General features: G+C 45.3%; 11 protein-coding genes. 5 read left to right on the forward strand and 6 right to left on the reverse strand.

Annotated features, from left to right (window positions below):
* Nucleotides 1–3: 3 nt before the first annotated feature.
* The 6 genes from H6G89_RS20850 to H6G89_RS20875 all read right to left on the reverse strand — a co-directional run bounded on the left by H6G89_RS20850 (nt 4) and on the right by H6G89_RS20875 (nt 13,745).
* The gene (locus H6G89_RS20850) at nt 4–5,253 is read right to left on the reverse strand and encodes a PAS domain S-box protein (protein ID WP_190509956.1); all 5,250 of its coding nucleotides are present in this window, start codon (nt 5,251–5,253) and stop codon (nt 4–6) included.
* A gap of 569 nt (nt 5,254–5,822) precedes the next feature.
* Nucleotides 5,823–5,993 (reverse strand): hypothetical protein, encoded by a 171-nt coding sequence (locus H6G89_RS20855; protein ID WP_190509957.1) that lies wholly within the window; start codon nt 5,991–5,993, stop codon nt 5,823–5,825.
* A gap of 671 nt (nt 5,994–6,664) precedes the next feature.
* On the reverse strand, nt 6,665–7,045 hold the full coding sequence (locus H6G89_RS20860) for a response regulator (RefSeq protein ID WP_190509958.1): 381 nt from the start codon (nt 7,043–7,045) through the stop codon (nt 6,665–6,667).
* Nucleotides 7,046–7,214: 169 nt separating this feature from the next.
* Nucleotides 7,215–7,595 carry a response regulator gene (locus H6G89_RS20865; RefSeq protein WP_190509959.1) on the reverse strand — a complete coding sequence of 127 codons (381 nt, stop codon included), beginning with the start codon at nt 7,593–7,595 and terminating at the stop codon, nt 7,215–7,217.
* 35 nt (nt 7,596–7,630) lie between these two features.
* On the reverse strand, nt 7,631–11,833 hold the full coding sequence (locus H6G89_RS20870; protein ID WP_190509960.1) for a PAS domain S-box protein: 4,203 nt from the start codon (nt 11,831–11,833) through the stop codon (nt 7,631–7,633).
* 52 nt (nt 11,834–11,885) lie between these two features.
* Complete coding sequence (locus tag H6G89_RS20875; protein ID WP_190509961.1) at nt 11,886–13,745, reverse strand: response regulator; 1,860 nt, start codon at nt 13,743–13,745, stop codon at nt 11,886–11,888.
* A gap of 530 nt (nt 13,746–14,275) precedes the next feature.
* On the opposite strand from H6G89_RS20875, the gene H6G89_RS20880 reads away from it, so the two are divergent.
* The 5 genes from H6G89_RS20880 (at nt 14,276) to H6G89_RS20900 (ending at nt 22,170) form a co-directional block, all read left to right on the forward strand.
* Complete coding sequence (locus H6G89_RS20880) at nt 14,276–14,431, forward strand: hypothetical protein (RefSeq protein ID WP_190510071.1); 156 nt, start codon at nt 14,276–14,278, stop codon at nt 14,429–14,431.
* Nucleotides 14,432–14,502: 71 nt separating this feature from the next.
* Nucleotides 14,503–14,886 (forward strand): hypothetical protein, encoded by a 384-nt coding sequence (locus H6G89_RS20885; RefSeq protein WP_190509962.1) that lies wholly within the window; start codon nt 14,503–14,505, stop codon nt 14,884–14,886.
* Between the two features lie 14 nt (nt 14,887–14,900).
* On the forward strand, nt 14,901–20,045 hold the full coding sequence (locus H6G89_RS20890) for a PAS domain S-box protein (RefSeq protein ID WP_190509963.1): 5,145 nt from the start codon (nt 14,901–14,903) through the stop codon (nt 20,043–20,045).
* Between the two features lie 47 nt (nt 20,046–20,092).
* Nucleotides 20,093–20,374 carry a hypothetical protein gene (locus tag H6G89_RS36450; protein WP_190509964.1) on the forward strand — a complete coding sequence of 94 codons (282 nt, stop codon included), beginning with the start codon at nt 20,093–20,095 and terminating at the stop codon, nt 20,372–20,374.
* Nucleotides 20,371–22,170, forward strand: coding sequence for a hybrid sensor histidine kinase/response regulator (locus tag H6G89_RS20900; protein ID WP_190509965.1), 1,800 nt, complete (start codon nt 20,371–20,373; stop codon nt 22,168–22,170). Before H6G89_RS36450 ends, H6G89_RS20900 begins: the two co-directional genes overlap by 4 nt.
* Nucleotides 22,171–22,266 lie beyond the last annotated feature (96 nt).

A 22,266-nucleotide genomic window follows, 5' to 3' on the forward strand; every position in this document is an offset into this window, starting at 1 on the left:
TCCTTATTTTTGAAGTAACTCTGAAATTCTGCTGGCTAGATATCTTAGGCGAACTGGTTTTGTCAAATAATCATTTGCCCCTACTGCTATGCATCGTTCGCGATCGCCTGGCATTGCTAAGGCGGTTAAAGCAATGATAGGGGTGTTGTTAAGGTCAGAATGGCTCCGAATCTGACGAATAGCTTCTAAACCATCTAACTTTGGTATTTGAATATCCATCAAAATCAGATTTGGTTTTTCAGAAACCGACAAAGAGACTGCTTCTAACCCATCAGTTGCAACTACGATCTGATATCCACAACTCATTAAATAATTGGAAAAAGTTTCAATATTGGCTTGGTTATCTTCCGCCAATAGAACTAAAGATTTTGCTTTAAAATCTCTCTTATTTGAGGAGGAAGATTGGAGAAAAGGTTCGATAGTTGCAATTTTTAACGGAGCTTGATGAGTTGCTTCAGCGGATGGTTGATAGGGCAGGATTATCGTAAATTTGCTACCCTGATCGACCGTACTTTCTACTTTCACTCGACCATGATGTAACTCAACGATGCGTTTTACGAGTGCTAAGCCTAAACCTGTACCATTATATTGACGGTTAAAGTTACTATCGATCTGTACAAAGGATTGAAAGAGTTTCGGAAGATCCGCTGATGCAATTCCAATGCCTGTATCTGTCACAGAAAAGCAGAGAAAGTGTTGAGGATGAGAAGTGGAAGTATCACTTTGGCTCCACACATCTAATGTGACTCTTCCTTCCTCTGGTGTAAATTTGATTGCATTGCTAAGTAGATTAATAAGAACCTGCTTGATACGGCGATCGTCTACATGGATGTAATTCAGATCAGGAGCAATTGTGTAGCTAATTTGAATTCTTTTGCTATGTGCCAGTTGTTTGACTAAGTTGACAGTAGCATTGCACAGGCTTTGCACCGAATGAGACTCAATATTCAGTTCTAATTTGCCTGCTTCGATCTTTGCTAAGTCAAGAATGTCATTAATCAGATCGAGTAAATGTCTACCACTCTCCTCAACAGTAGAAATTGCTTTTCGTTGCTGAGTATTTAATTCTCCTAAAACAGGTTCTTGCAACATTTCTGACATCCCTAAAATTGCATTCAGCGGAGTTCTTAACTCATGACTCACATTGGCTAAAAATTCGTCCTTTAGCCGTGTTGCACGTGCTAGTTCTAAATTAGTAATGTAAAGTTTTTCGTTGGTTTTTTGTAAATTATCTTCTGCCCGTTGCCTCTCCTCTAGCTCAATATGCAATTGCTGGTAAAGATCAGCTTGTCGAATAGCGATCGCAAGTTGACCTGCTAACTGTTGCATGAGGGCAATCTCCCAACCCTCCCAGTGGCGAGGGTGAGAACATTCATGGGCGATCAGTAATCCCCAAACTCGTTTATCCTCTTGCTGCACGATGGGGATGACTAATTTAGCGCGAATTTGGAGATTGACCATAAATTCACGGGCACAGTCTGCAAGGTTTGCTTGATTACAATCTTCAATCCGATAAATTGCGCCTTGAAGATAACGTTCAAAGCAGTCACTGGGTAAGACTTCAGCAGAAAATGACAGATTTAACAGTGGTTGCCAGGGAGCTATGGTCGATTCTGCAACTACTTGACCAGAGCCATCCTCATTTAGACGATAAACAAGAATCCGATCGGCTTGAATCGTTTGGCGGACTTCTTCTACTGTAACGTTTAGAATTGTATTGAGATCAAGTGAATCACGAATTCGCTTTAAGATTGAGACGAGTAACTGTTCTTTTTCTAATTGTTGCTGAAGTAACAATTCAATTTGCTTGCGGTCGTCAATATCTGTTAATCGAACTAGCCGAATTGGCTCACCCGCAACTAAAACGGTTGTGCCTGCAATATTCGCCCAAAATGTTCTGCCTTTCCTGGTAATATATTCAATTTCTCGACTCCAAAATCCAGTTTCCGTTACCTCAGCAATAATGATGGCAAGTTCTTCGTCACTAAAAGGCTGTCGTTGTAACGTGTTACCGTTAATGTTTAGCAAATCTTTTTTGCTGTTCATTTCAAACATTTCTACAGCACGTTCATTACAATCAAAAATGAGTTCAGTTATTGGATCAACAAGAAAAAGAGCATCTGCTGATTTATTAAAAATAGCATCTCGCAGTTCACGACTTCGCTTAAGTTCAATCTCAACTTGTTTGCGATCGCTAATATCTAATGCTGTCCCAAACAATTTCACGACTCGCCCATGAGCATCTTGAATTACTTCTCCTCGGCCTTCGTGATAGCGAATTGAACCGTCTGGGAGGATGGCACGATAATCGACGCAGTAAGAAGTGCCATGAGCAATTGCTTGATTAACACAGTCAATTAAAGTTTGCCGATCGCTTGGGTGAATCTTGAGCAAATAATCTGAATAAATAGGAACAGGCTGAGAGGGATCTAGCCCAAACATGCGATAAAGTTCTTCTGACCATCGAATTGTTTGAGTATTGACATCAAACTCCCAATTGCCAATATGAGCAACTCGCTGAGCTTCTAATAACGCTGCTTCACTTTCACGAGTTCGGGCTTCTGCTTGTTTGCGATCGGTAATGTCAAAGTTAATGCCAACCATCCGCAAAGGTTCACCAAATTCATTACGCTGGATGAAGGCATAAGCTTGAATAAAATGAATTGAACCATCGGGATGAATCACCCGAAATTCAGAATTATATTCTCTTTTGCCTTGACGGGCTTGCAAAGAAATGGTTTCAGCGTCAACCCGATCTTCTGGGTGAATGGCATGAAGCCAAGCTTCATAAGCATTAGCAAAATCTGACCGCTGTAGACCGTAAAGTTCATACATTCGATCATCCCAAAACACTTGATTGTTAACAATGTCCCAATCCCAAATTCCAACACCTGCTGACTTAACGGCTAAACTCAATCGATTAGAAAGATCTCGTAGTTGCTCTTCAATTTTTTTGCGTTCGGTGATGTCTCGTGCAATACCCGCAATAGCTAGAACTCCTCCAGTATGAGGATGCTTGATGGGAAATGCACTGTGAGCAACTGGAACCGATGCTTGGGTTTGAAAATGGCGTAATCTTATTTCGCCTTGCCAAGAGTCTCCGTTTGCTAAGGTTTGCAACACTGTTCGTTGAAATTCTTCCCAGTCTTCTGAGAAGTGAAAGTCAGGTATCACAAAATTGGTAATATCAGTGGATTCATCTAGCCCAACCATCTGTCGCCCTGCTGGATTTAGATAAGTGACGTGTCCTGATGGAGTTGCTAGGGCAATAAAATCTGTGCTGTTTTCAACTAGAGAAACGAGTTTTTGCCGTTCTGCGATCGCTTGTTGTAGCTGATAATTCATCTGCTGTAACTCAGAAGTTCGCTCCTCTACTCTGATTTCTAACTCCTGGTTCAATTGATGCAAAGCATCGATCGCTTCTTGTCGTTGTAGCTCTGCCTGTTTACGCCGGGTAATATCTTCGATGACTCCAATAAAATGCTTGGGGTCTCCTCCAACATTCCGCATCAGCGATACAGTTAAATTGACCCAAATGATAGATCCATCTCTATGGAAATAACGCTTTTCTAAAGTATAGGTTTTCAACTCCCCTGCTAATAACTGATGAACGTATTTCAGATCTTGATCCAAATCATTTGGATGAGTAATTTCTCGAAAGGTGCAAGCTAATAGTTCTTCAGGAAGATATCCAACAATGTCACAAAAACGTTGATTAACTCGTAAAAACTGTCCTCCCAGGCTGGAATAGCACATTCCAACGGCTGCTTGTTCAAAAATACTACGGAATCGGCTCTCACTTTCTTCTAGTAACTGCTCAGATTGTTTGCGATTGGTAATATCTTCAATTACGCCAATGAGATAGGGTGCATCACTATCGGTATTTTGGGTTAGAGAAACAGTTAAATTCAACCAAATAATTGTTCGGTCTTTGCGAATATATCGCTTTTCTAGTGAATACGTTGTTAGATGACCTCTGAGAAGCTGATGAAGTTGCTGTAAGTTCTCAGGTAGATCATCTGGATAAGTAATCTCTTGAAAGGTAAGCGACTGTAATTCTTGAGAAGAATAACCAAGAATATCACAAAATGTCTGGTTAAACTGAAGTAAATGCCCATCAGGGGAAGCATGGCAAATACCAACAGCTGCTTGTTCAAACGTGATGCGAAATCGTTCTTCGCTTTGATAAAGAGAACGTTCTACTTGCTTACATTCAATCGCCAAAGCTGCAAGGTGAACGGCAAGATTGACCAGTTCCCAATCATCTGCATTCGGAACATACGGCGATTGGTGATAAAACGCAAAAGTACCTAGTACGTCTCCCGATCGCGAGAAGATTGGCGTAGACCAGCAGGCATGCAAGTTATGCTGCAATGCTAAATCGCGCGCACCATCCCATAGAGGATCAGTGGCAATATCTGTGACGACAACTGGTTCTCTCCGGTAAGCAGCCGTTCCACATGAGCCAGCTTGTGAACCGATTTCAATACCACTCATCAAAACCTGGCTAAAACTATCTGGTAGATTGGGAGCAGCACCATACCATAAGCGGTTTCCTCTTAGAAGTAAGACAGAACCCAGCAGTCCATTTGCTTGTTCTTCAATGGTAGTGACTAACAAATTGAGAATTTGAGATAGTGGCGCATCTGAAGCCATCAGTTCTAGAATTTGCCGTTGATGGTTTAGCAGCAATTGCTGACGCTTTTGTTTCTCCTCAGCTTTCTGAGAATTACTGATACCAAAACTTAAATAAGACTGAATTCTTTCAATTTCATCTTGCTGAGCATCAACATGAATATCATCGGCAGTTGTATGATGAATACTATCTTGCGCAAAAGGTTTATAATCTGTTATTGAATCAAATTGCTTGTTGCTCCAGGCGAATTGCAATGCCTTTTGAAGTGTTATAGGCAGTAGCTTCAAATAGTTACGATTAGCATCTTGAATGAGATAGTGCGTCGTTCCCTGCTGTAAAAATGTTAAGAGGGTGTCCTCCCTGCCTAATTGTGATAAAGCAATAGCAGGAATAAAATTTGCCTCTAGCTTTGATAAAAACTTTAAAAAAACTTCATCAACATTATCTATATTAAAGATAATGACATTGAAAGTTAAAACAATATCGTCTATTGTAAGATTGGTTGTTGAACTGATAAGTTCACAACGACAATTTTGTAATTGCTGCTCAACCTGCTGTTTGATCGCTAATTGCTCAGTTAAATCATTCTCGATAATGAGAACTTGAACGATGGGCATAATATAAGGAGTGGGGAAATAGCTATTCACACAGTAACCTTTTATGAGTTACAGAATTAGGTAGATTTGGCTGATTTAGCTATCACAGTTTACTCAACAATTTTAGGACGGGCGGCATTAACATCTAGCCGATAAGTGGTTTACCCGTTTCAACTAAAGTACAGGTATGTTTAGTAATGTGGTGCTTTAAGTTCACAGATAGCGTTTGTGGGAAGGGATAGAACGCTGCTGCTCACACATGCTGGTCAGGAATGGAAAAAATGGTCTTTAGTATTTTGTAAAACCCTCAAAAACTACAAATTCTCAGTAATGGCTATTATTCCCTTGAATTAATATTTATCAACAAATAGTGCTGTAGTTTTTACTAATTCTTATTTTGAACCCGAAAAAATGCCGAATAGCAGATTTTACAGGCTTTAGAGCTGAGTAAGGTCTGCCCTACAGAGGCACTTTACTCCACCCTATAAAGCACATGAGAATTACTGGTAGTTGCTGAGTGATCTTCTTAGCGTCTGCAAGTCCTTATCAGCTGATGAGCGGGCATTCGATCGAGCTAGCGATGCAATCTCTCATCGATCGCCATGTGACAAATGTACGTTGTCACACTTATTTTGCAATTCTTGAAATCCCAAATCTCCTTCAGTGGCAACCTCATCTGCAATGTATTCCACCAACCCTGCTTCCTCTAGCTGCCGTTTGTCATGCATTCTGCCATCTCTGGCTTGGGTTAACTGGAGCACTCGCTTTTTTGTGTGCTGCCAGTGATGTGCTTACGGGTATGCCGTTTCTTTTTGCCAGAGTAATGTTCCTTCTGTTGCTTGGAGCTTTTGAGATGTTGCACGAGCCTCTCTGTCCCGTCCACAATCATCTCTTTAAATATCAGGAAAGCGTTCAAAAAATTTCTCCAGCTTCGCAGCTTGCGTTCTGGCAATGCCTGTATTGTTCTTTCCATACCTGATCAGCCCTGATCGGAAACGATCGCCTCACACAGATATCTCACAGAATTCTCAATTCCTTGTTTCTATTAGGGTGCCGGAGATGGGTGTGATTGAGCTTTCGGTTACAGGTATGTTCTTACTCATACCAATTTGAATTGGCTTCGCTGCACATGATTCCGTAAGGGCGTTTCGCGAAACGCCCCTACCCAGTGATCTGTCACAATCAAACATTAAATCGGTATCAGTTTGTACAATCATTAATGCTGAGCAGCTATCCGTGGTGATTTTACAGCTTTAGTCAGAAAGCTTAGGACAGGGGCAATGGGTCAAACACTGATTCTGAGAGCTTTCCAACTCGCCTCCGACTCATCGAATGTGGCTACGGCTATACCTGTTCTTGCTGATGTGAGGAAATGCTAGAACACAGCTTTAACAAAGTGTATAGCTTGGGGGGTAGCGATCTGGGAGGCTTACTACACCTCCCAACCAAGGAGATGAGCAAACTGCTCAACCAATTGAAATGGATCAAATGGTTTTGTAATCACGCCTTTCACATTCAAGTTTGTCAACTCATCGGATGCGGTTAAATTAATCTTTGCTGTGAGGAGGACGACAGGAAGGTCTGCTTCTTTGGCGTAATTTCGTAGGGCTGATAGAAATGCTAATCCATCCATCCCTGGCATCATAATGTCCAACATAATTGCATCGGGTGACTCGGTAATGACTTTCACCAATCCTTCCTTGCCAGATTCTGCTGTCACAACCCCCCATCCAGCAATATCTTCTAAACATCCGCGTACAACAGCACGAACATCAGCTTCATCGTCAATAATCAAAACTCGTTTCGTTGCCATATAAGCCTCTGCTTCACTGATCTGGGGTGTTGTACATGATATGGAGAGTGCATCTTAAACTTCTGCCAGCTTCGACTAGCAAGTTGTAGGTATAAAGTTGGTTCACTTGAACCTGTTATGTCTTCACCCTAGAAGCAAGTTTTGAACTAATTTTGAACTTTAAGAAGATTTAAGAATTCCAGCCAAATACATCAGTTACTTGATCTACTAGAGTCATTGGGTCGAAGGGTTTGGTGATAACTCCGGCGATCGCCAGTGTTGTAAAAACTTCCTGTTCCTCGGAAAGGGCTTTGGCGGTGAGCAGAATAACGGGGATTATTTTCGTTTTACTATCCGCTTGAAGCCTGTGAAGGGCTTCCAGTCCGCTCATCCCTGGCATTGACACATCCATAAGAATGCCGTCGGGCTGTTCGGCGATCGCTAGCTGAATGCCTTCTTCCCCAGACGTGGCAGTGAGTACCTCCCATTCTGCAATGTCTTCCAAGCAACCTTGAACGATCGCGCGAATATCGGCTTCATCGTCAATTACCAAAACTCGCTTGGTTGGCATTCCCCATTTAGCTCCCGAAAGCACCTTTTATCGCCTCATCCTCGATTATTATCGGGCAAGAGTTGGGTTGATGGAAGGGTGAAATAAAAGGTACTGCCTTGTTCCAGTTTGCTTTCGACCCAGATTTTACCGCCATGTTGTTTCACAATCGTGCGGCAAATTGCCAAACCTAACCCCGTTCCGCCTTTCTCGCGAGAGTCAGAGGCATCGACTTGTTGAAACTGACCAAAAATAGTTTCGAGGTATTCTGACGGAATTCCTCGCCCCTGGTCTTGCACGGAAAAAAGGGTGAGGGAGGGGGTGGATGAGGCGGTGAGAGAATGGGTGGCGGTGAGGGTGACAGTAGAATGAGGGGGAGAAAATTTGATGGCATTACTGAGTAAATTGGTCAGAGTTTGTACGATCGCATCAGCATCTGCCCAAACTTCAGCGGTTGTTGGAACAATAGATAGGGTAATTTGATTTTCTTCAGCTTGCGATCGCATCACATCAACTGACTGTCGAATCAGATCCTCTGCCAAATATGGCTTGAACTTAAACTTAGATTGTCCCGATTCCAGGCGGCGTAAGTTGAGAATATCGTTCACCAGACGCACCAATCGATCGCTCTGACGGGCAGCGATCGCAAGCATCTCTTTCATCTTTTCGGGTTTCTTGTCATACACACCCCCGGCAATCAGACCGAGCGATCCTCGAATGGACGTGAGGGGAGTGCGGAGTTCATGGCTGACCACGGAGATAAATTCTTGTTTCATCTGGTCAATCTTTTGCCGTTCGGTAATATCCTCTCCAATGCTGATCGTGCCAATGACGCTGCCATCGGCGTCTTGCAGCATGGTGTTATTCCAGGCGATAAACCGTTCTTCGCCTGATCGGGTCAGGATTGAGTTTTGGTAATAAGGATGGGCATTGTGAGACAGGACTTCTGAGAAAACTTCTTGAACGTTCTGCTGATTGGAGGGTGGTAAAAAGTTTTCAAACCAGTTCTTGCCCAAAACGTCTGAAGCTGTGTACCCAGTCAGGTTAAGGAAGAAGGGATTGACGTAGTTGATGTTGCCCGATTGATCAAGCCCAACGACGATTAACTGCACGTTGTCTAGCAGCGATCGCCAGCGTCGCTCAGCCTCCTGGATCACAGCCGCTGTTCGCTCGCGTTCTTGCAATTCCACCTGAAGTTGGTTATAGAGGTCTGATTGTTGCAGAGCGATCGCCATTTGGCTAGCAATTTGTTGCAGTAATTCGATCTCCCAATCCTGCCAATTGCGAGGAGAGACGTTTTGATAGATGGCAAGTAAGCCCCACAAGTCTTCTCCAGCAAAGATTGGGGCAACAGCATAGGCTTTTGCCTGGAACTGCTCCAATAAGTCAATGTGGCAGGGTTGCAGTCCTGCGGTGTAGATATCTGGAATAACGAACGTTTCATGCTGTTGAAACCGACCGCCCTGAGTTTCTTGAAGATAAGTATCTTCCCAAACCTGCTGGACATCAAAGCTAACAAGCTTGACCCACTCCTCACTGACAGATTCAGCAATAAAGTCACCGCTCCAATCTGGGCTGAAGCGGTAAACGGCGGCTCGATCGACTTCCAAAATTTGTTTTACTTCCGTGACGGTTGCTTTGAGAACCTCTTCAAGATTGAGTGAGTGGCGAATGGTTTGGGTAATTGACCACAGTAGCTGTCTTTGTCGGGTTTTCTGGCGTAGTGTCGCTTCTGTTTGTTTGCGTTCGGTAATATCTTGCTGGACAGCAACAAGAACATCTCCAAACTCAGGGTGCTGAAACACAGAGCAGGTTGCACTGCACCAGAAGGGGGTTCCATCTTTCTTGACGTTCTGCACTTCATACGTCGCCTCACTGTTTTGTAAGACCGTATTGACAATCGATTGAGTGACTTCTACTGCTGTTATGTCTTGAGTGTTGTAATTGAGAATTGAGACAGGTTGACCGTTCAGTTCACTGGAGTTGTAGCCAAACATCTGCTCAAATTTAGGATTGGCGTAGACAATGGTTGCATCCTCAGCTTTGACCAGACAAATGCCTTCAGCCATATTGCGAGTGATGACTGCCTGAAGGGCTAAGGTTTTCTCTGCTTGTTTGCGATCGCTGATATTAAACATACTCGATCGACTCATGACAAAATTGCCCGCATCGTCTCTAATTGCCGTCGCATTCACATTGACCCAACGAGTTAAGCCATCTTTGCAACGAAGCTGAAACTCTAAATCGTTCACCCAACCTCGCCGCATAAATTGAGGAAAGTCTTGGTGGAATATTTGTTGGCTTTCAGGCGTAATCAGGTCTGTAAACTTCATCTGATTGAGGACTTCATCACGGGTGTATCCCAACCACTTCAATTCAGTATCATTGATACGGACAATAGTGCCCTCTGCATCTAAGGAATGATAACCACAGGGCGCATTGTTATAAAGATCTTCTAATTCCTGTTTAACCTGCTCCTGTTCTTTCAAGGAAATCAAAAGGCGACTATTTAATGCGTTTAACTCTTCAGTCCGTTCTGCAACTCGTTGTTCTAGCTCGGCATTCAATTGTTGTAATGCAAGTTCGGCTTGTTTTCGTGGAGTGACATCGATCGAAAAAATGACAATTCCTCCAATTTCGCCTGCTGCGGTATACCAGGGACGTATCTCCCAGGAGATCCACTGCTGCTTGCCGTCTGCGCGGATAAACAAGTCGTCATCACATTTCTCAATCGCTCCCGCTAAACACCTCTGATGAATTTGTCGCCAGCGTTCTGGGATTTCAGGGAAAAGGTCATAATGCGATCGATGAATTAAAGACTCAACGGAACCCAGTTCATACTCATCTATCCACCGTTGGCTTGCCATGACATATCGCATTTCCCGATCCAGCATAGCGATGCCAGCAGGCGCATATTGAGCAAATAAGCGCAGTAAGGATTCACGTTCTTGTAGTGCTGTTTCTGCTTGCCTGCGCTCTACCAATTCAGCCTGTACCTGCTCAAACAGATCTGCCTGCTGAAGGGCAATACTCACTTGGGAGGCAATTTGTCGCAGTAGATCAATTTCAGAATCTTGCCATTGACGCGGAGCAGTACAGTGATGAGCCGCTAGCAATCCCCACAATTCGTTATTCTTAAGAATTGGAACAACCAGATTTGCTCTGACCTGGAATTGTGCCAAAAACTCAACATGGCACGGGCTAATATCTGCTGTGTAAATGTCAGACTTTGCGGTGACTAAGCCTTGTAGAAAGGGTTCAACATAGCGATCGCCAATACAAGGATCATGGATATCAAACGGAAACAGTGCAAAGGCTTCATCGACAACAGACTCAACTGCGATCGCTCCGCCCCAGTCTGGTGTGAATTGAAAAATGATGACGCGATCGACTTGCAGAAATTGCCGCACTTCATCAACCGTGATTTGCAGAATCTTTTGTAGATTGAGAGATTGACGAATGCGGTTCGTGATCTCCATCACTAACCGTTGTTGTTCAAATTGTTGTTGCAGCAGGAGTTGAGACTGCTTACGCTCATCGATTGCCATGATTGTTCCACTCATCCGCACAGGTTGCCCATCTTTGCCATATAAAGCTTTCCCTCGTCCTTCCATCCAGTGAACGCTACCATCTGCCCAGACTACCCGAAACTCATGATGATAAGGCAATCGGTTTTTCAGAGAATGGGCGATCGCTTGATTCAGTCCTTCTCGATCATCTGGATGTAAGCAGGCATCAAAGGTTTCATACTTGCCATCAAACGAACCGGAAGGCATCCCCAATAACCGTTCATGTTCTGGCGACCAGGTAATTTCTCCGCTCACCATGTTCCAGTCCCACATCCCCATTTGGGCAGCACTGAGAGCAGTTTTCAGGCGATCGCTACTCTCATCAACGAGTTGACAGTTGAGTTGTTCAATGTTTCGTTTGCTTTCTTGTAAATTGGCACTTAACAGATTAATAATGAGGGACACAGATACAAACAACCCCACTCGGACAACGTCATCCAAATGTGAGAACTGGAGTTGGTGAATCGGGGGAATGAAGTAATACTTCAGTGCCAGGGTGGAGAGTGCGATCGTAACCATTCCGGGTTTTCTGCCGCCATACCAGGTGCTAACCGCAATAGCAATGTAAAAGAAAGCCCCAATCGTTCGGGTGATTATGTCTTCTAACCAAAGGCTCAGGAGAAGAGCCATTGCAGTTGAAGCGATCGCCACTCCATACCGTAATAACAAGCGATAGGCTCTTGAGTTCATACAGTTCTCCCTGCTATTACGGCTTTAAAGTGATTTTGGGGGACATCGCTATTTAATTGTGTCCTACTCGCTGGAGGATGCGAGTGACTAAATCCTCTGCGGGTATTGTTTTGCTAATGTAGTCATCGGCTCCAGCAGCATAAGCCCTAGTGATGACATCACTTTCAGTATGGGCTGATAGAAATAAAATCTTGAGATGCTGCCATTTCGGGTCTGCCCGCACCACCTGACACAATTCCAGTCCATTAAACTCCGGCATTTCTAAATCTAGAACCAGGACGTTGGGGGTACAGGACGCTAAAACATTCCAGAAATTTTGAGGCTCGGCAGTGGTTGTTACCTGTAATCCATACCCTGACAATCGCTCTGAAAGGGCAGCAAGGAATCCTGGATCATCATCCACAATCAAGAGCCGATCTTGCCTGGATGGGTGAGATTTTTGTTTCAGCACATCCGTTATAGTCTTGAGAATTTCGTGAGCGGGTAACGGTTTTTGCAGAAAGGCACTCACCCCCAACCGAGCCGCAGCTATCCGATCGCAAAAATCCTCTTTGGCTGTAAAGACCACAATGGGAATGTGGGGCGATCGCTGCGCCAGTTCTTGCATCAATGTCAGTCCGTTTTCTTCTCCAGGAAATGTCAGATCAAGCAGGATGATGCTGGGTGGATTTTGAGCAATCATCTGACGAGCTACGGTGAGATCGGTGGCGATTTCAACCTGGAGATGCCAGGCGATCGCTTCAATTCGCAGGCGGTCAGCTAACAATAGATCATCGTCCACGATTAGGATGGGGGCAGCGGTTGTTAGAGCAGTGTTTTGAGGTGGTAGGGGTTGGGGTTTTTGGGGAAGTGTAACCTGTGCCTGGGCGATCGCCTGTTTCAAAAACTCAACGTCCTGAATAGCTGCTTCAACCTGCTCTGCCTTTAAGAAAGAAGCTTTCATCAGTTGCTCTAAATCTCTAGCGTGTTGAGAGGCTTCTAGCAAACCAAACATCCCCATTGAACCCACTAATTTATGGGCTAAATCCTTGCATTCCTGTTGTTGGCTGGAGGCTTCTCCCGGTTGGAGGGTATGAAGCAGGGTTTCCAGGGTTTGAATTTGCTCAGCATACTGCGTTTTGAACTGATTCCAGACCTTTGAAGTAACGGCCTGTGCTTTTTGTTCTGCCCCCACCCTCAATCCCTCTCCCACAGGAGAAGAGGATAAAGATTTTGCTGGTTGGATCGGAGGAGCAGGATCAACCTGGGGCGATCGCAATCGATACCCTAACCCATGAACCGTTTCAATGGGATCAGACGCACCTGCTGCTTTCAATTTTTGCCGCACACATTTAACATGAGTGCTGACCGTTTCCTCTCCTGAGGAGTGAGCAACGTCCCAGAGATGATCCAAAATGGCGCGGCGACTAAAAATTCGTTTAGGGTTAAGGAGAAAGAGTTCTAATAAACCCAATTCTTTTGCCCGCAGATGGACAGTGTTACCGTTGCACCTGACCTCTCCGTTTGTCGAGTCAACGTGAATATTCTCCCAGGTGAGGATGGGTGTTGCTGATTTGCTTTTACGAGCGACCGACCGCACTCGTGCTAATAAGATATCCAGATCAAACGGTTTCGTGACATAATCATCAGCCCCAGCATCCAACCCAGTGATTTGGGCTTCAGCACTGTTTTGCCCGGTCATTAGAAGAATGGGAGTCTGGCAACCTTGGCTACGGAGCCGTTTGCACACGGTAATTCCGTCGAGTTTAGGCAACCCAATATCCAGCAAAATCAGGTCATATTCCTGAACGTTGGTTAGAGCTAACCCCGCTTCTCCATCCCAAGCCTGTTCTACGACCCAGTGGTGACTGGTGAGGGCATCTGCGAGAATATCTCCGATGAGGCGATCGTCTTCAATTAACAGAGCTTTCATCGCATTGAGTCCTCATCTCACACGTAAATGGTTAGTACCTTCGTTTCGGATCTCATTCCTAGAGCGCAAGGTACAAGGTGAACCTACTAAGTACAACTCGTCGTCAATAGGGGTGGGAATTCGGGGTGCAGGGGTGGAACCCCTGACTGGGGGCGAAGCCCCCATACCCCCCTGGTTTTATTTCCAAACCCTATCTGTGAATCACAGTACTAAGAGGTTTGGGGGTTAGTGAATATCCTTATTTTTCCTGTTGTTTTAACTGGTATCTACAGTAAATTCACTGGGGAATTGCCTGATGGCAGGCGTTATGCCCTAAAACTCCAGGGATTTAGGAGAAATTGCACATCTTAGTGCGTAAAGAAAAATTGCAATCCATCGAGTTTTGAAGCAAGTTCAAAAGTTTTTCAAAATTTAGTCCTAGGTTTAAGTCCAGAAGCTATCGCTTTTCAGGAAAGTCAAACGTTGTGTTTTTCTGCGTTATTTGAGAAAGGATAAGTACTATGACAATTTGCCCTTGTTGCTCAAATGCTATGCTTCGCCATGTTCGGCACCATGAAGTGTACTGGTTTTGTCGGACTTGCTGGCAAGAAATGCCTCTGTTTGAGGAACCGAAATTGCATCAAGTTCCACTGGCGTTAGAACCCTATTTTGGGCCTAAGCGGAGGCGATCGCTCGTTGCTCTCTAAGCTAATCCCTCAGGAATTCCTATTGGTTTGTTGAAATTGTTTTTTGCTTCTCCTCCATAGCCTCAAACATCATGAAAATTTTTGATCAAATTTATCATTGTCAAATTCCCGGTCAAGTATTTGGAGTGTGGAAATTACAGTGCCGCCTTCGTATTCTTCAACCACACAGTGAAGTGCAAACGGTGATAGTGACTGATATGGGGCTTGAGATGGGGTGGTTTATTCCATATCTTGTTGAGAAACTAGCAGATCAGATTGTGACGGAGTTTAACCTCGACCCTGCCAGGCTTATTTGGATTGAACATTACACACCAGACTTTAAAAAGCCAAGCTGTGCTGATTTTAGTCAAGTGACCTTTGATTGGCACAATGGACAAGCCACAAACCCCCAGTGGAACGAGCTTACTCCCGAAGTAGCAAAAGCCCTCATGAGTGGGGAACTATTGCTTGCTTAAGAGTTTTAGTGATTATGAGACAACGACATCAATATCAACGGGTTCCCTGGCTCAAAGCGAAGCTCCAATCCTACTGGATGCCACTACTGCTGGGGATTGTTGCTACAGTTGCAGTTTTTGGATTGTGGCAGCAGTTACTGGTGCGGGAGCAATTGCACATTGAGCAATTGGTACGACAGGAAGTGACTGCCATTGAGTCAGAGTTGAATCGAGAGCTATCCGTGAGAGTTTTGGCACTCGAACGCATGGCAAGTCGATGGCGAGCGATTGGCGGGACTCCGAGATCGCTTTGGGAAGTCGATGCGGCTAACTACGTTGAACACTCGTCTGGATATCAGGCGATCGAGTGGGTTGATCCATCCTTTTATGTGAGATGGGTGGTTCCCTTAAAGGGCAACGAAGCGGCTCTCAATCTGAGTTTGGATCAAGAGCCTCGCCGTCGTATCACGCTTAGCATTGCCCGTGATTTGCGTCAAACCATCTTGACGAAGACAGTTTCACTGCCTCACGGCGGAAAAGGGTTCTTAGCTGTCGTGCCGCTTTTTGTCGAAGATCATACCAGTCCTCAAGCGTCTGACCGTTTTGAGGGGTTTATTGTTGGAGTGTTTCGGTTTCAATCCCTGTTTGATAGCCTCCTCCATACCCTACCTGAGTATCAAGTCCAAATTTATGATCGCAATAGGTTGATTTATAGCCAGGGGACTCCATCACCAGGGGCACAACCCAAAACGGGGGTTGTCCAGACCTATAGTGCAGACTGGCAGGTGCAGGTTTTTCCTACGTCAACACTCATCGCTCAAGAGCGATCGCCCCTCCCCAATCTGATTTTAGGCAGTGGTTTGTTGAGTGCCTGGGCAATGGCTCTTGTCATGTATCTGGGTCAGCGGGCAGAACGGTCTAATGAGCAAGCCAGAAAGATGAATCAACAGTTGCACCAGGAGATTGCTGAACGCCAGCAGACTGAAATGGAACTGCGGCGCAGCGAAGCCTCTAATCGCCATCTATCCGATCGCCTCAATTTAGCCGTCCAGTCGGCTCAAATTGGCATTTGGGATTGGGACATCATCAACGATTCTCTGATTTGGGATGATCAGATGTATCGACTCTATGGGCTCAACCCATTCGACTTCTCAGGTACTTATGAGGCGTGGGAAAGTGCGTTACACCCAGATGACCTTGAGAAAACGACAACGATCTTTTGGCGAGCGGTTCGTGGAGAAGAGGATTACAAGCCTGAGTTTAGAGTGGTTCACCCAGATGGCACCATTCGCTATATCCAAGCCTATGCCGTTGTTCAGCGGAATGGACAGGGAGAGGCTCAACGCATGATTGGGGTTAACTTTGATATCACTAAGCATAAGCAAGCCGAGGCAGCACTGGCACTTTCTGAAGAACGGTTAAGCCTGGTGTTGAAGGGATCGAATGAAGGCTGGTGGGATTGGGATCTGATTACCAACGAGCTGTATTACTCTCCTCGCTGGTGGAGCATGATCGGGTTCGAGTTTAGGGAGCTAGAGGACACGCCTGATCTCTGGCAGCGGTTAATGCACCCCGATGATTTTGATGGCGTCACGCCGTTTTTCCAACAACAACTGGCTAATGGCTCTGAATCTTACGAAGTCGAGTTTCGGCTGCACCATAAGCAGGGGCATTATGTTCCCGTCATTTCCAGGGGGTATATCTCCCGCGATCAGGACGGCACTCCGATCAGGGTTTCGGGCACTAATATCGACTTGAGCGATCGCAAGCAGGCTGAACAGGCTCTAGAAAATGCCCAGGCACGGTTTTTTGGCATTTTAGAAATTGCCAGTGATGCCATTATTTCTGTCGATGCCCATCAACACATCACGTTATTTAATAAGGGGGCTGAGCATATTTTTGGCTACAGCTCTGAGGAGGTTTTAGGTCAACCGCTGTCTCTGTTGATGCCCGATCGGTTTGCTCACGTTCATCACCAGCATGTTGACCAATATGCTCAGACGGGCAATACTCGGCAGATGGCAGAGCGAGGGGCAATTTTTGGACGACGCAAAGATGGAAGCGAGTTTCCAGCGGAAGCCTCCATTTCTAAGCTCACTCTAAATGGTGAGGCGATTTTTACTACATTTCTGCGAGACATTACCGAACGCCAGCAGTCAGAAACCGCAATGGCACGGCTAGCCGCGATCGTCGAATCGTCCGAAGATGCCATTGTTGGCAAATCCTTAGATGGAATCATCACGAGCTGGAATGCTGGGGCGGAAAGGATCTTTGGCTATACGGCAGAAGAAATGGTTGGGCAACCGCTAACGACACTGATACCCGAAGGATATTTAAACGAGGAAAGCCAAATTCTTGCGAGAATTCGACGCGGAGAACGGATTAAACACTACGACACGAAGCGACTTACAAAAGGTGGCACCCTGATTGACCTCTCGATTAACATTTCACCGATTAAAGATGCCCAAGGAAACATCATTGGAGCCTCTAAAATTGCTCGTGATATTAGTGAGCGGGTACGACTGGATGCCGAACGCAAGCAAACGGAAATTGCTCTGCGGCAAAGTGAAGAGAAGTTTCGCATGGCGATCGACTTCACCTATAACTGGGAGTACTGGCAATCTCCTGATGGAGCCTTTATTTATATCTCGCCTTCCTGTGAACGAATCACTGGATATACGCCAGCCGAGTTTATTGCAGATCCCAGCCTCCTCCATGCCATTGTTCATCCTGGCGATCGCAGCATCCTGAATCGTCATTTTTGCCATAATGCCATTACGGCAGATCACATTGATTATCGAATTATTACCAAGACGGGAGAAACGTGCTGGATTTCTCATATTTGTCAGCCTGTATTCAACAGCACTGGGCAGTTTCTCGGCACGCGAGCCAGCAACCGCGATATCAGTGAGCAAAAACAAGCGGAGCTTGCGCTACAGGAGAGTGAAGCTCGCTTCCAGGCATTTATGAACCACAGCCCAACGGCAGCCTGGATTACCGATGCCGATGGCATCATGCTTTATGTGAGCCAAACCTATCTCCATATCTTTCAGTTGCTAACCACTGATTTGATTGGTAAATCTGTCTTTGAGCTGTATCCCAATGAGGTCGCAGATCAACTATTGCAGAATATTCAAACCGTTGCTCGCACACAGCAAGTGCTAGAAGCGATCGAGGTCGCCCCACGCCGAGATGGCACAATGGGCAAATTCCTTGTTTATAAATTTCCAATCCCCGACTCATCGGGACAACTGCTTGTGGGAGGAGTGGCGATCGATGTCACTCAACAACACCAGGCCGAGGAGGAATTGCGGCATCAGAAGGAGATGTTTCAGGTCATTGTTGACAATATCCCGGTCATGATCGCCTTATTTAACGATCAGGGACGGATTGACTTTATTAACCCAGAATTTGAACGGACACTGGGCTGGTCGCTACAGGAATGGCAACAGCGCGATGTGATGGTTGATCTTTACCCTGACCCTGTCTATCTCCGGGGCGTGTTAGACCACATGACAGCCGCCATGGGGAACTGGAAAGACTTTACAACGCTGACGGCCACAAAACAGCAAATCGAAACCAGTTGGACGAATGTGCCGATTTCAAAAGGGCGATTTTTGGGGATTGGGCAAGACATTAGCGATCGCAAACGCAAAGAACTGGTACTGCAACAGGCAATGGAAGCGGCGGAGGCTGCAAACCTGGCAAAAAGTGTGTTTTTAGCCAATATGAGCCACGAACTCCGTACCCCGTTGAATGTCATTTTAGGATTTGCACAGGTGATGGCGCATGATACAACACTCACACCTGCTCAACAGGAAGACTTGCAAACGATCCGGCGCAGTGGCGATTATCTCCTGAATCTCATTAACGATGTTTTAGATTTATCCAAGATCGAAGCAGGACATTTTAGCCTGGAAGAGTCAGGGTTTGACTTCATCTCTCTGCTGCACATGCTTCGCACGATGATGGCTGAGCGGGCGCAGGCGAAACATCTACAACTAACCTTTGATATTGCTCCAGAAGTGCCACAGTTTGTCATTGCAGATGAACAAAAGATCCGTCAGGTTCTTCTGAATCTCCTGAGTAATGCCATCAAATTTACCAAACAAGGAAGTGTGACCCTGCGAGTGACGAGCCATGAGTCCCAGGATAGCGTCTGTTCACCTCGTAACACACAACAGTGTGAGCGATCTTCTGAAGACTTGGCATTTAGCCCTGCCTATACTCTTCAATTTGAAGTCATCGACACGGGAGTTGGGATTGCCGCAACTGAGCAAAACACGATTTTTGATGCGTTTGTGCAGGCAGAAGCGGGCAGAAAATCATTTACGGGTACGGGGTTAGGGTTGACCATTAGCCGAAAGCTATTGGAATTGATGAACGGAACTATCTCAGTTCGCAGTATCCCAAATGTTGGGAGTACGTTTACAGTCACAGTTCCGGTCTGCCCAACCAGTGGTGTGGAGGTTTGCTCAGAACAGCGCGATCGCACGGTGATTGGGCTGGTTCCAGGTCAATCCCATCGACGGATTTTGGTGGTAGACGATCAACCGGAAAATCGCCAATTAATGGTGCGGCTCCTGACTCAAATCGGGCTGGAGGTGCGAGAAGCAACGAACGGTCAGGAAGCGATCGCTCTCTGGCAAACCTGGCAACCTGACCTGACCTGGATGGACATTCGGATGCCAGGGGTCGATGGTTATGAAGCAACCAAGCAAATTCGCGCCATGGAGCACGGGCAAGCCAGCATCATTATCGCGCTGACGGCTCAGGCATCTCAGAGCGATCGCACCCTTGCCCTCGCCGCAGGCTGCAATGACTACATCAGCAAACCATTTCGGGAAGAAACGCTCTTTCTTAAGTTGAAAGAGTATCTGGGCTTGGAGTATCTCTACGCTGAATCAGAAACTCCACCGCGTTCTCCGTCGATTGCATCACCTAACCCGAATGCCGATCACCTCCCATCTTTTGATCCAATGCTGTTGGCTCAACTACCAGCCAGTTGGTTAGGGACTCTAGAAGATTTGGCACTGTGTGGGAATGACCGAGCGATCGTCGATCTGGCTAATCAGTTAGCAGCAGAGTTTGAGGCTTTGAGATCTCAGTTAGTAGATCTCGCCAACCAATTTGAATTTGAGCAAATTGTTCACCTGATTCATCGCAATGCTTCACCTTAAGTTTCTTAGCCTCTAACTCGTTGTAGTTTCCAAATGGTCTGTTTAAGATGAAATCTTTAATTACTCCTAAACAATTTGAATTCATCCTTTTATCCTTGACCTGTTTAGAGGAGTGCAGTGAAGCATCAGTCTATGCTCCAGGCTACATTCAGCCCAACAGACTTCTGGTTGTGCTGCAAGAACCCGATCTCAAAATTTTGCAAGTGCGTGAGACTGCCGAACAATGTTGGGGTGTGTCTGCAATAACGAGAGTTGGGAGATTGTTGCCTCTGCTTTTTTCGCGTCGTGGCGATCGCACTCTAACGCAGAGTAAGAAGGAATCATCATGACCGCTTTACTCCAGTCAACGGATCAAATCAATATTCTGGTGGTAGACGATACTCTGGATAACCTGCGTTTATTGGGCAAGATTCTAGAATCCCAAAATTACACAGTTCTCAAATCACTCAATGGCAGAATGGCATTGCAAGCCGCCCATCGTAATCCACCTGATCTAATTCTGCTGGACATCAATATGCCAGAAATGAATGGTTATGAAGTCTGCCAGCAATTGAAAGCATCTGAAGTGACAGCCCATATTCCAATCATTTTTATCAGTGCCCTGGATCAGGTTAATGATAAAGTTCGGGCATTTGAGATGGGCGGGCAAGATTACATTACAAAGCCCTTTCAGGAGTTAGAAGTGCTTGCGCGAGTACGAAACCAACTCCTGATCCAACAGCAAAAACGACAACTTCAGCAAGAGATTGAAACTCGCAAGCAAGCGGAATCACAAGTTCGGCAACTCAACACGATCTTAGAACGCCTCAATGCAGATCTGGAGCGACAGGTGCAACTGCGAACGCTAGAGCTACAACAAGCTCTAAATTTTGAAGTAGCCCTAAAGCACATTTCTGACCAGGTTCGCGATTCGCTGGATCAGCACAAAATTTTGCAAGTTGTTGTTGAAACATTGGCGATAACCTTAGAAGTTCGTTGTTGTGATACAGCGTTATATAACGCAGATCACTCAACCTCTACTATCCGCTATCAGTGGGTACAACCTGTCTCTAATGCAACTCAAGGTCAAATGCTCTATACGCAAGACTTTCCAGAGCTATATGCCCAGCTAGAGAATCGGCTGTGTTTTGCTTTTTGTCAGACTCAACCCAGTCCCATTCGGAACCACTCGGCAACACTGGCTTGTCCCATTTTTGATGATCAGGTAGACCAAGTAGGAATTCTAGGGGATCTCTGGTTATTTAGAGACACCTTTTCCAGCTTTAGTGAAAGCGAAATACATCTGGTGCAACAAGTTGCCAATCAATGTGCGATCGCTCTACGGCAGGCACGTCTATACGAAGCCGCCCAGGCGCAGGTCAAAGAACTAGAGCGGCTCAACCAACTCAAAGACGATTTCCTCAGCACCATTTCCCATGAACTGCGAACCCCGATCGCCAGTATGAAGATGGTGCTCAAGCTGCTAACGGCTGTGACTGATGAGGGGAAAAACTTTATAGAGGAAATTTCAAAATCTCCTGCTCAAGACAATAAAGTAATTCAATATTTCAAGGTACTACAAGAGGAGTGCGATCGAGAGCTAGCTCTAGTGGAAGATCTATTAAATCTCCAGCAGATTGAAGCCGGAACTTACAGAAGCCAGCTAACTTCAATAGCCCTGCAAGATCTTGTATCTCATTTGGTTGAGCCATTCCAAATCCGTACTCAAAACCAACAGCAAATTCTTCAAATCAATTTTGATCCTAATCTACCAATTTTGAATCTTGATTTATTCAGTTTTAATCGTGTTGTGACAGAACTCCTGAACAATGCCTTTAAATATACTCCTGCTGGTGGAACTATCTCAATTTCAGCTCATATGATTCCAGAAACGACAGCAACTAGCCCAGCCCAATACCTAGAACTGACCATTACAAACACAGGAGTTGAAATTGCTCCTAATGAACTATCTCGCATCTTCGATAAGTTTTATCGTGTTCCCAACAGTGACCCCTGGAAGTATGGAGGTACGGGCTTAGGTTTGGCACTTGTGAAGAAATTGGTTGAGCAGATGGGTGGTGCAATCGAGGTTGAAAGTGCTAGTAACCAGACTAGTTTTAAACTTCACCTTCTCATTTTTAGTTAACCATTGTGTTTGATGGAAGGTGTTGTAAGAAATTTAATTGGGGTGAGAGTTATAGATTTACTAACTTTAAGTCTAATGTGCCTGTAATTTAAGCGT

Source organism: Oscillatoria sp. FACHB-1407 (assembly GCF_014697545.1).
Lineage (GTDB): Bacteria > Cyanobacteriota > Cyanobacteriia > Elainellales > Elainellaceae > FACHB-1407.

Coding starts and splice junctions, on each gene's coding strand:
- H6G89_RS20885 (WP_190509962.1), top strand. CDS start 14,503: ATGAAAATTTTTGATCAAATTTATCATTGTCAAATTCCCGGTCAAGTA.
- H6G89_RS20900 (WP_190509965.1), top strand. CDS start 20,371: ATGACCGCTTTACTCCAGTCAACGGATCAAATCAATATTCTGGTGGTA.
- H6G89_RS20875 (WP_190509961.1), bottom strand. CDS start 13,745: ATGAAAGCTCTGTTAATTGAAGACGATCGCCTCATCGGAGATATTCTC.
- H6G89_RS20860 (WP_190509958.1), bottom strand. CDS start 7,045: ATGGCAACGAAACGAGTTTTGATTATTGACGATGAAGCTGATGTTCGT.
- H6G89_RS36450 (WP_190509964.1), top strand. CDS start 20,093: ATGAAATCTTTAATTACTCCTAAACAATTTGAATTCATCCTTTTATCC.
- H6G89_RS20850 (WP_190509956.1), bottom strand. CDS start 5,253: ATGCCCATCGTTCAAGTTCTCATTATCGAGAATGATTTAACTGAGCAA.
- H6G89_RS20880 (WP_190510071.1), top strand. CDS start 14,276: ATGCTTCGCCATGTTCGGCACCATGAAGTGTACTGGTTTTGTCGGACT.
- H6G89_RS20865 (WP_190509959.1), bottom strand. CDS start 7,595: ATGCCAACCAAGCGAGTTTTGGTAATTGACGATGAAGCCGATATTCGC.
- H6G89_RS20870 (WP_190509960.1), bottom strand. CDS start 11,833: ATGAACTCAAGAGCCTATCGCTTGTTATTACGGTATGGAGTGGCGATC.
- H6G89_RS20890 (WP_190509963.1), top strand. CDS start 14,901: ATGAGACAACGACATCAATATCAACGGGTTCCCTGGCTCAAAGCGAAG.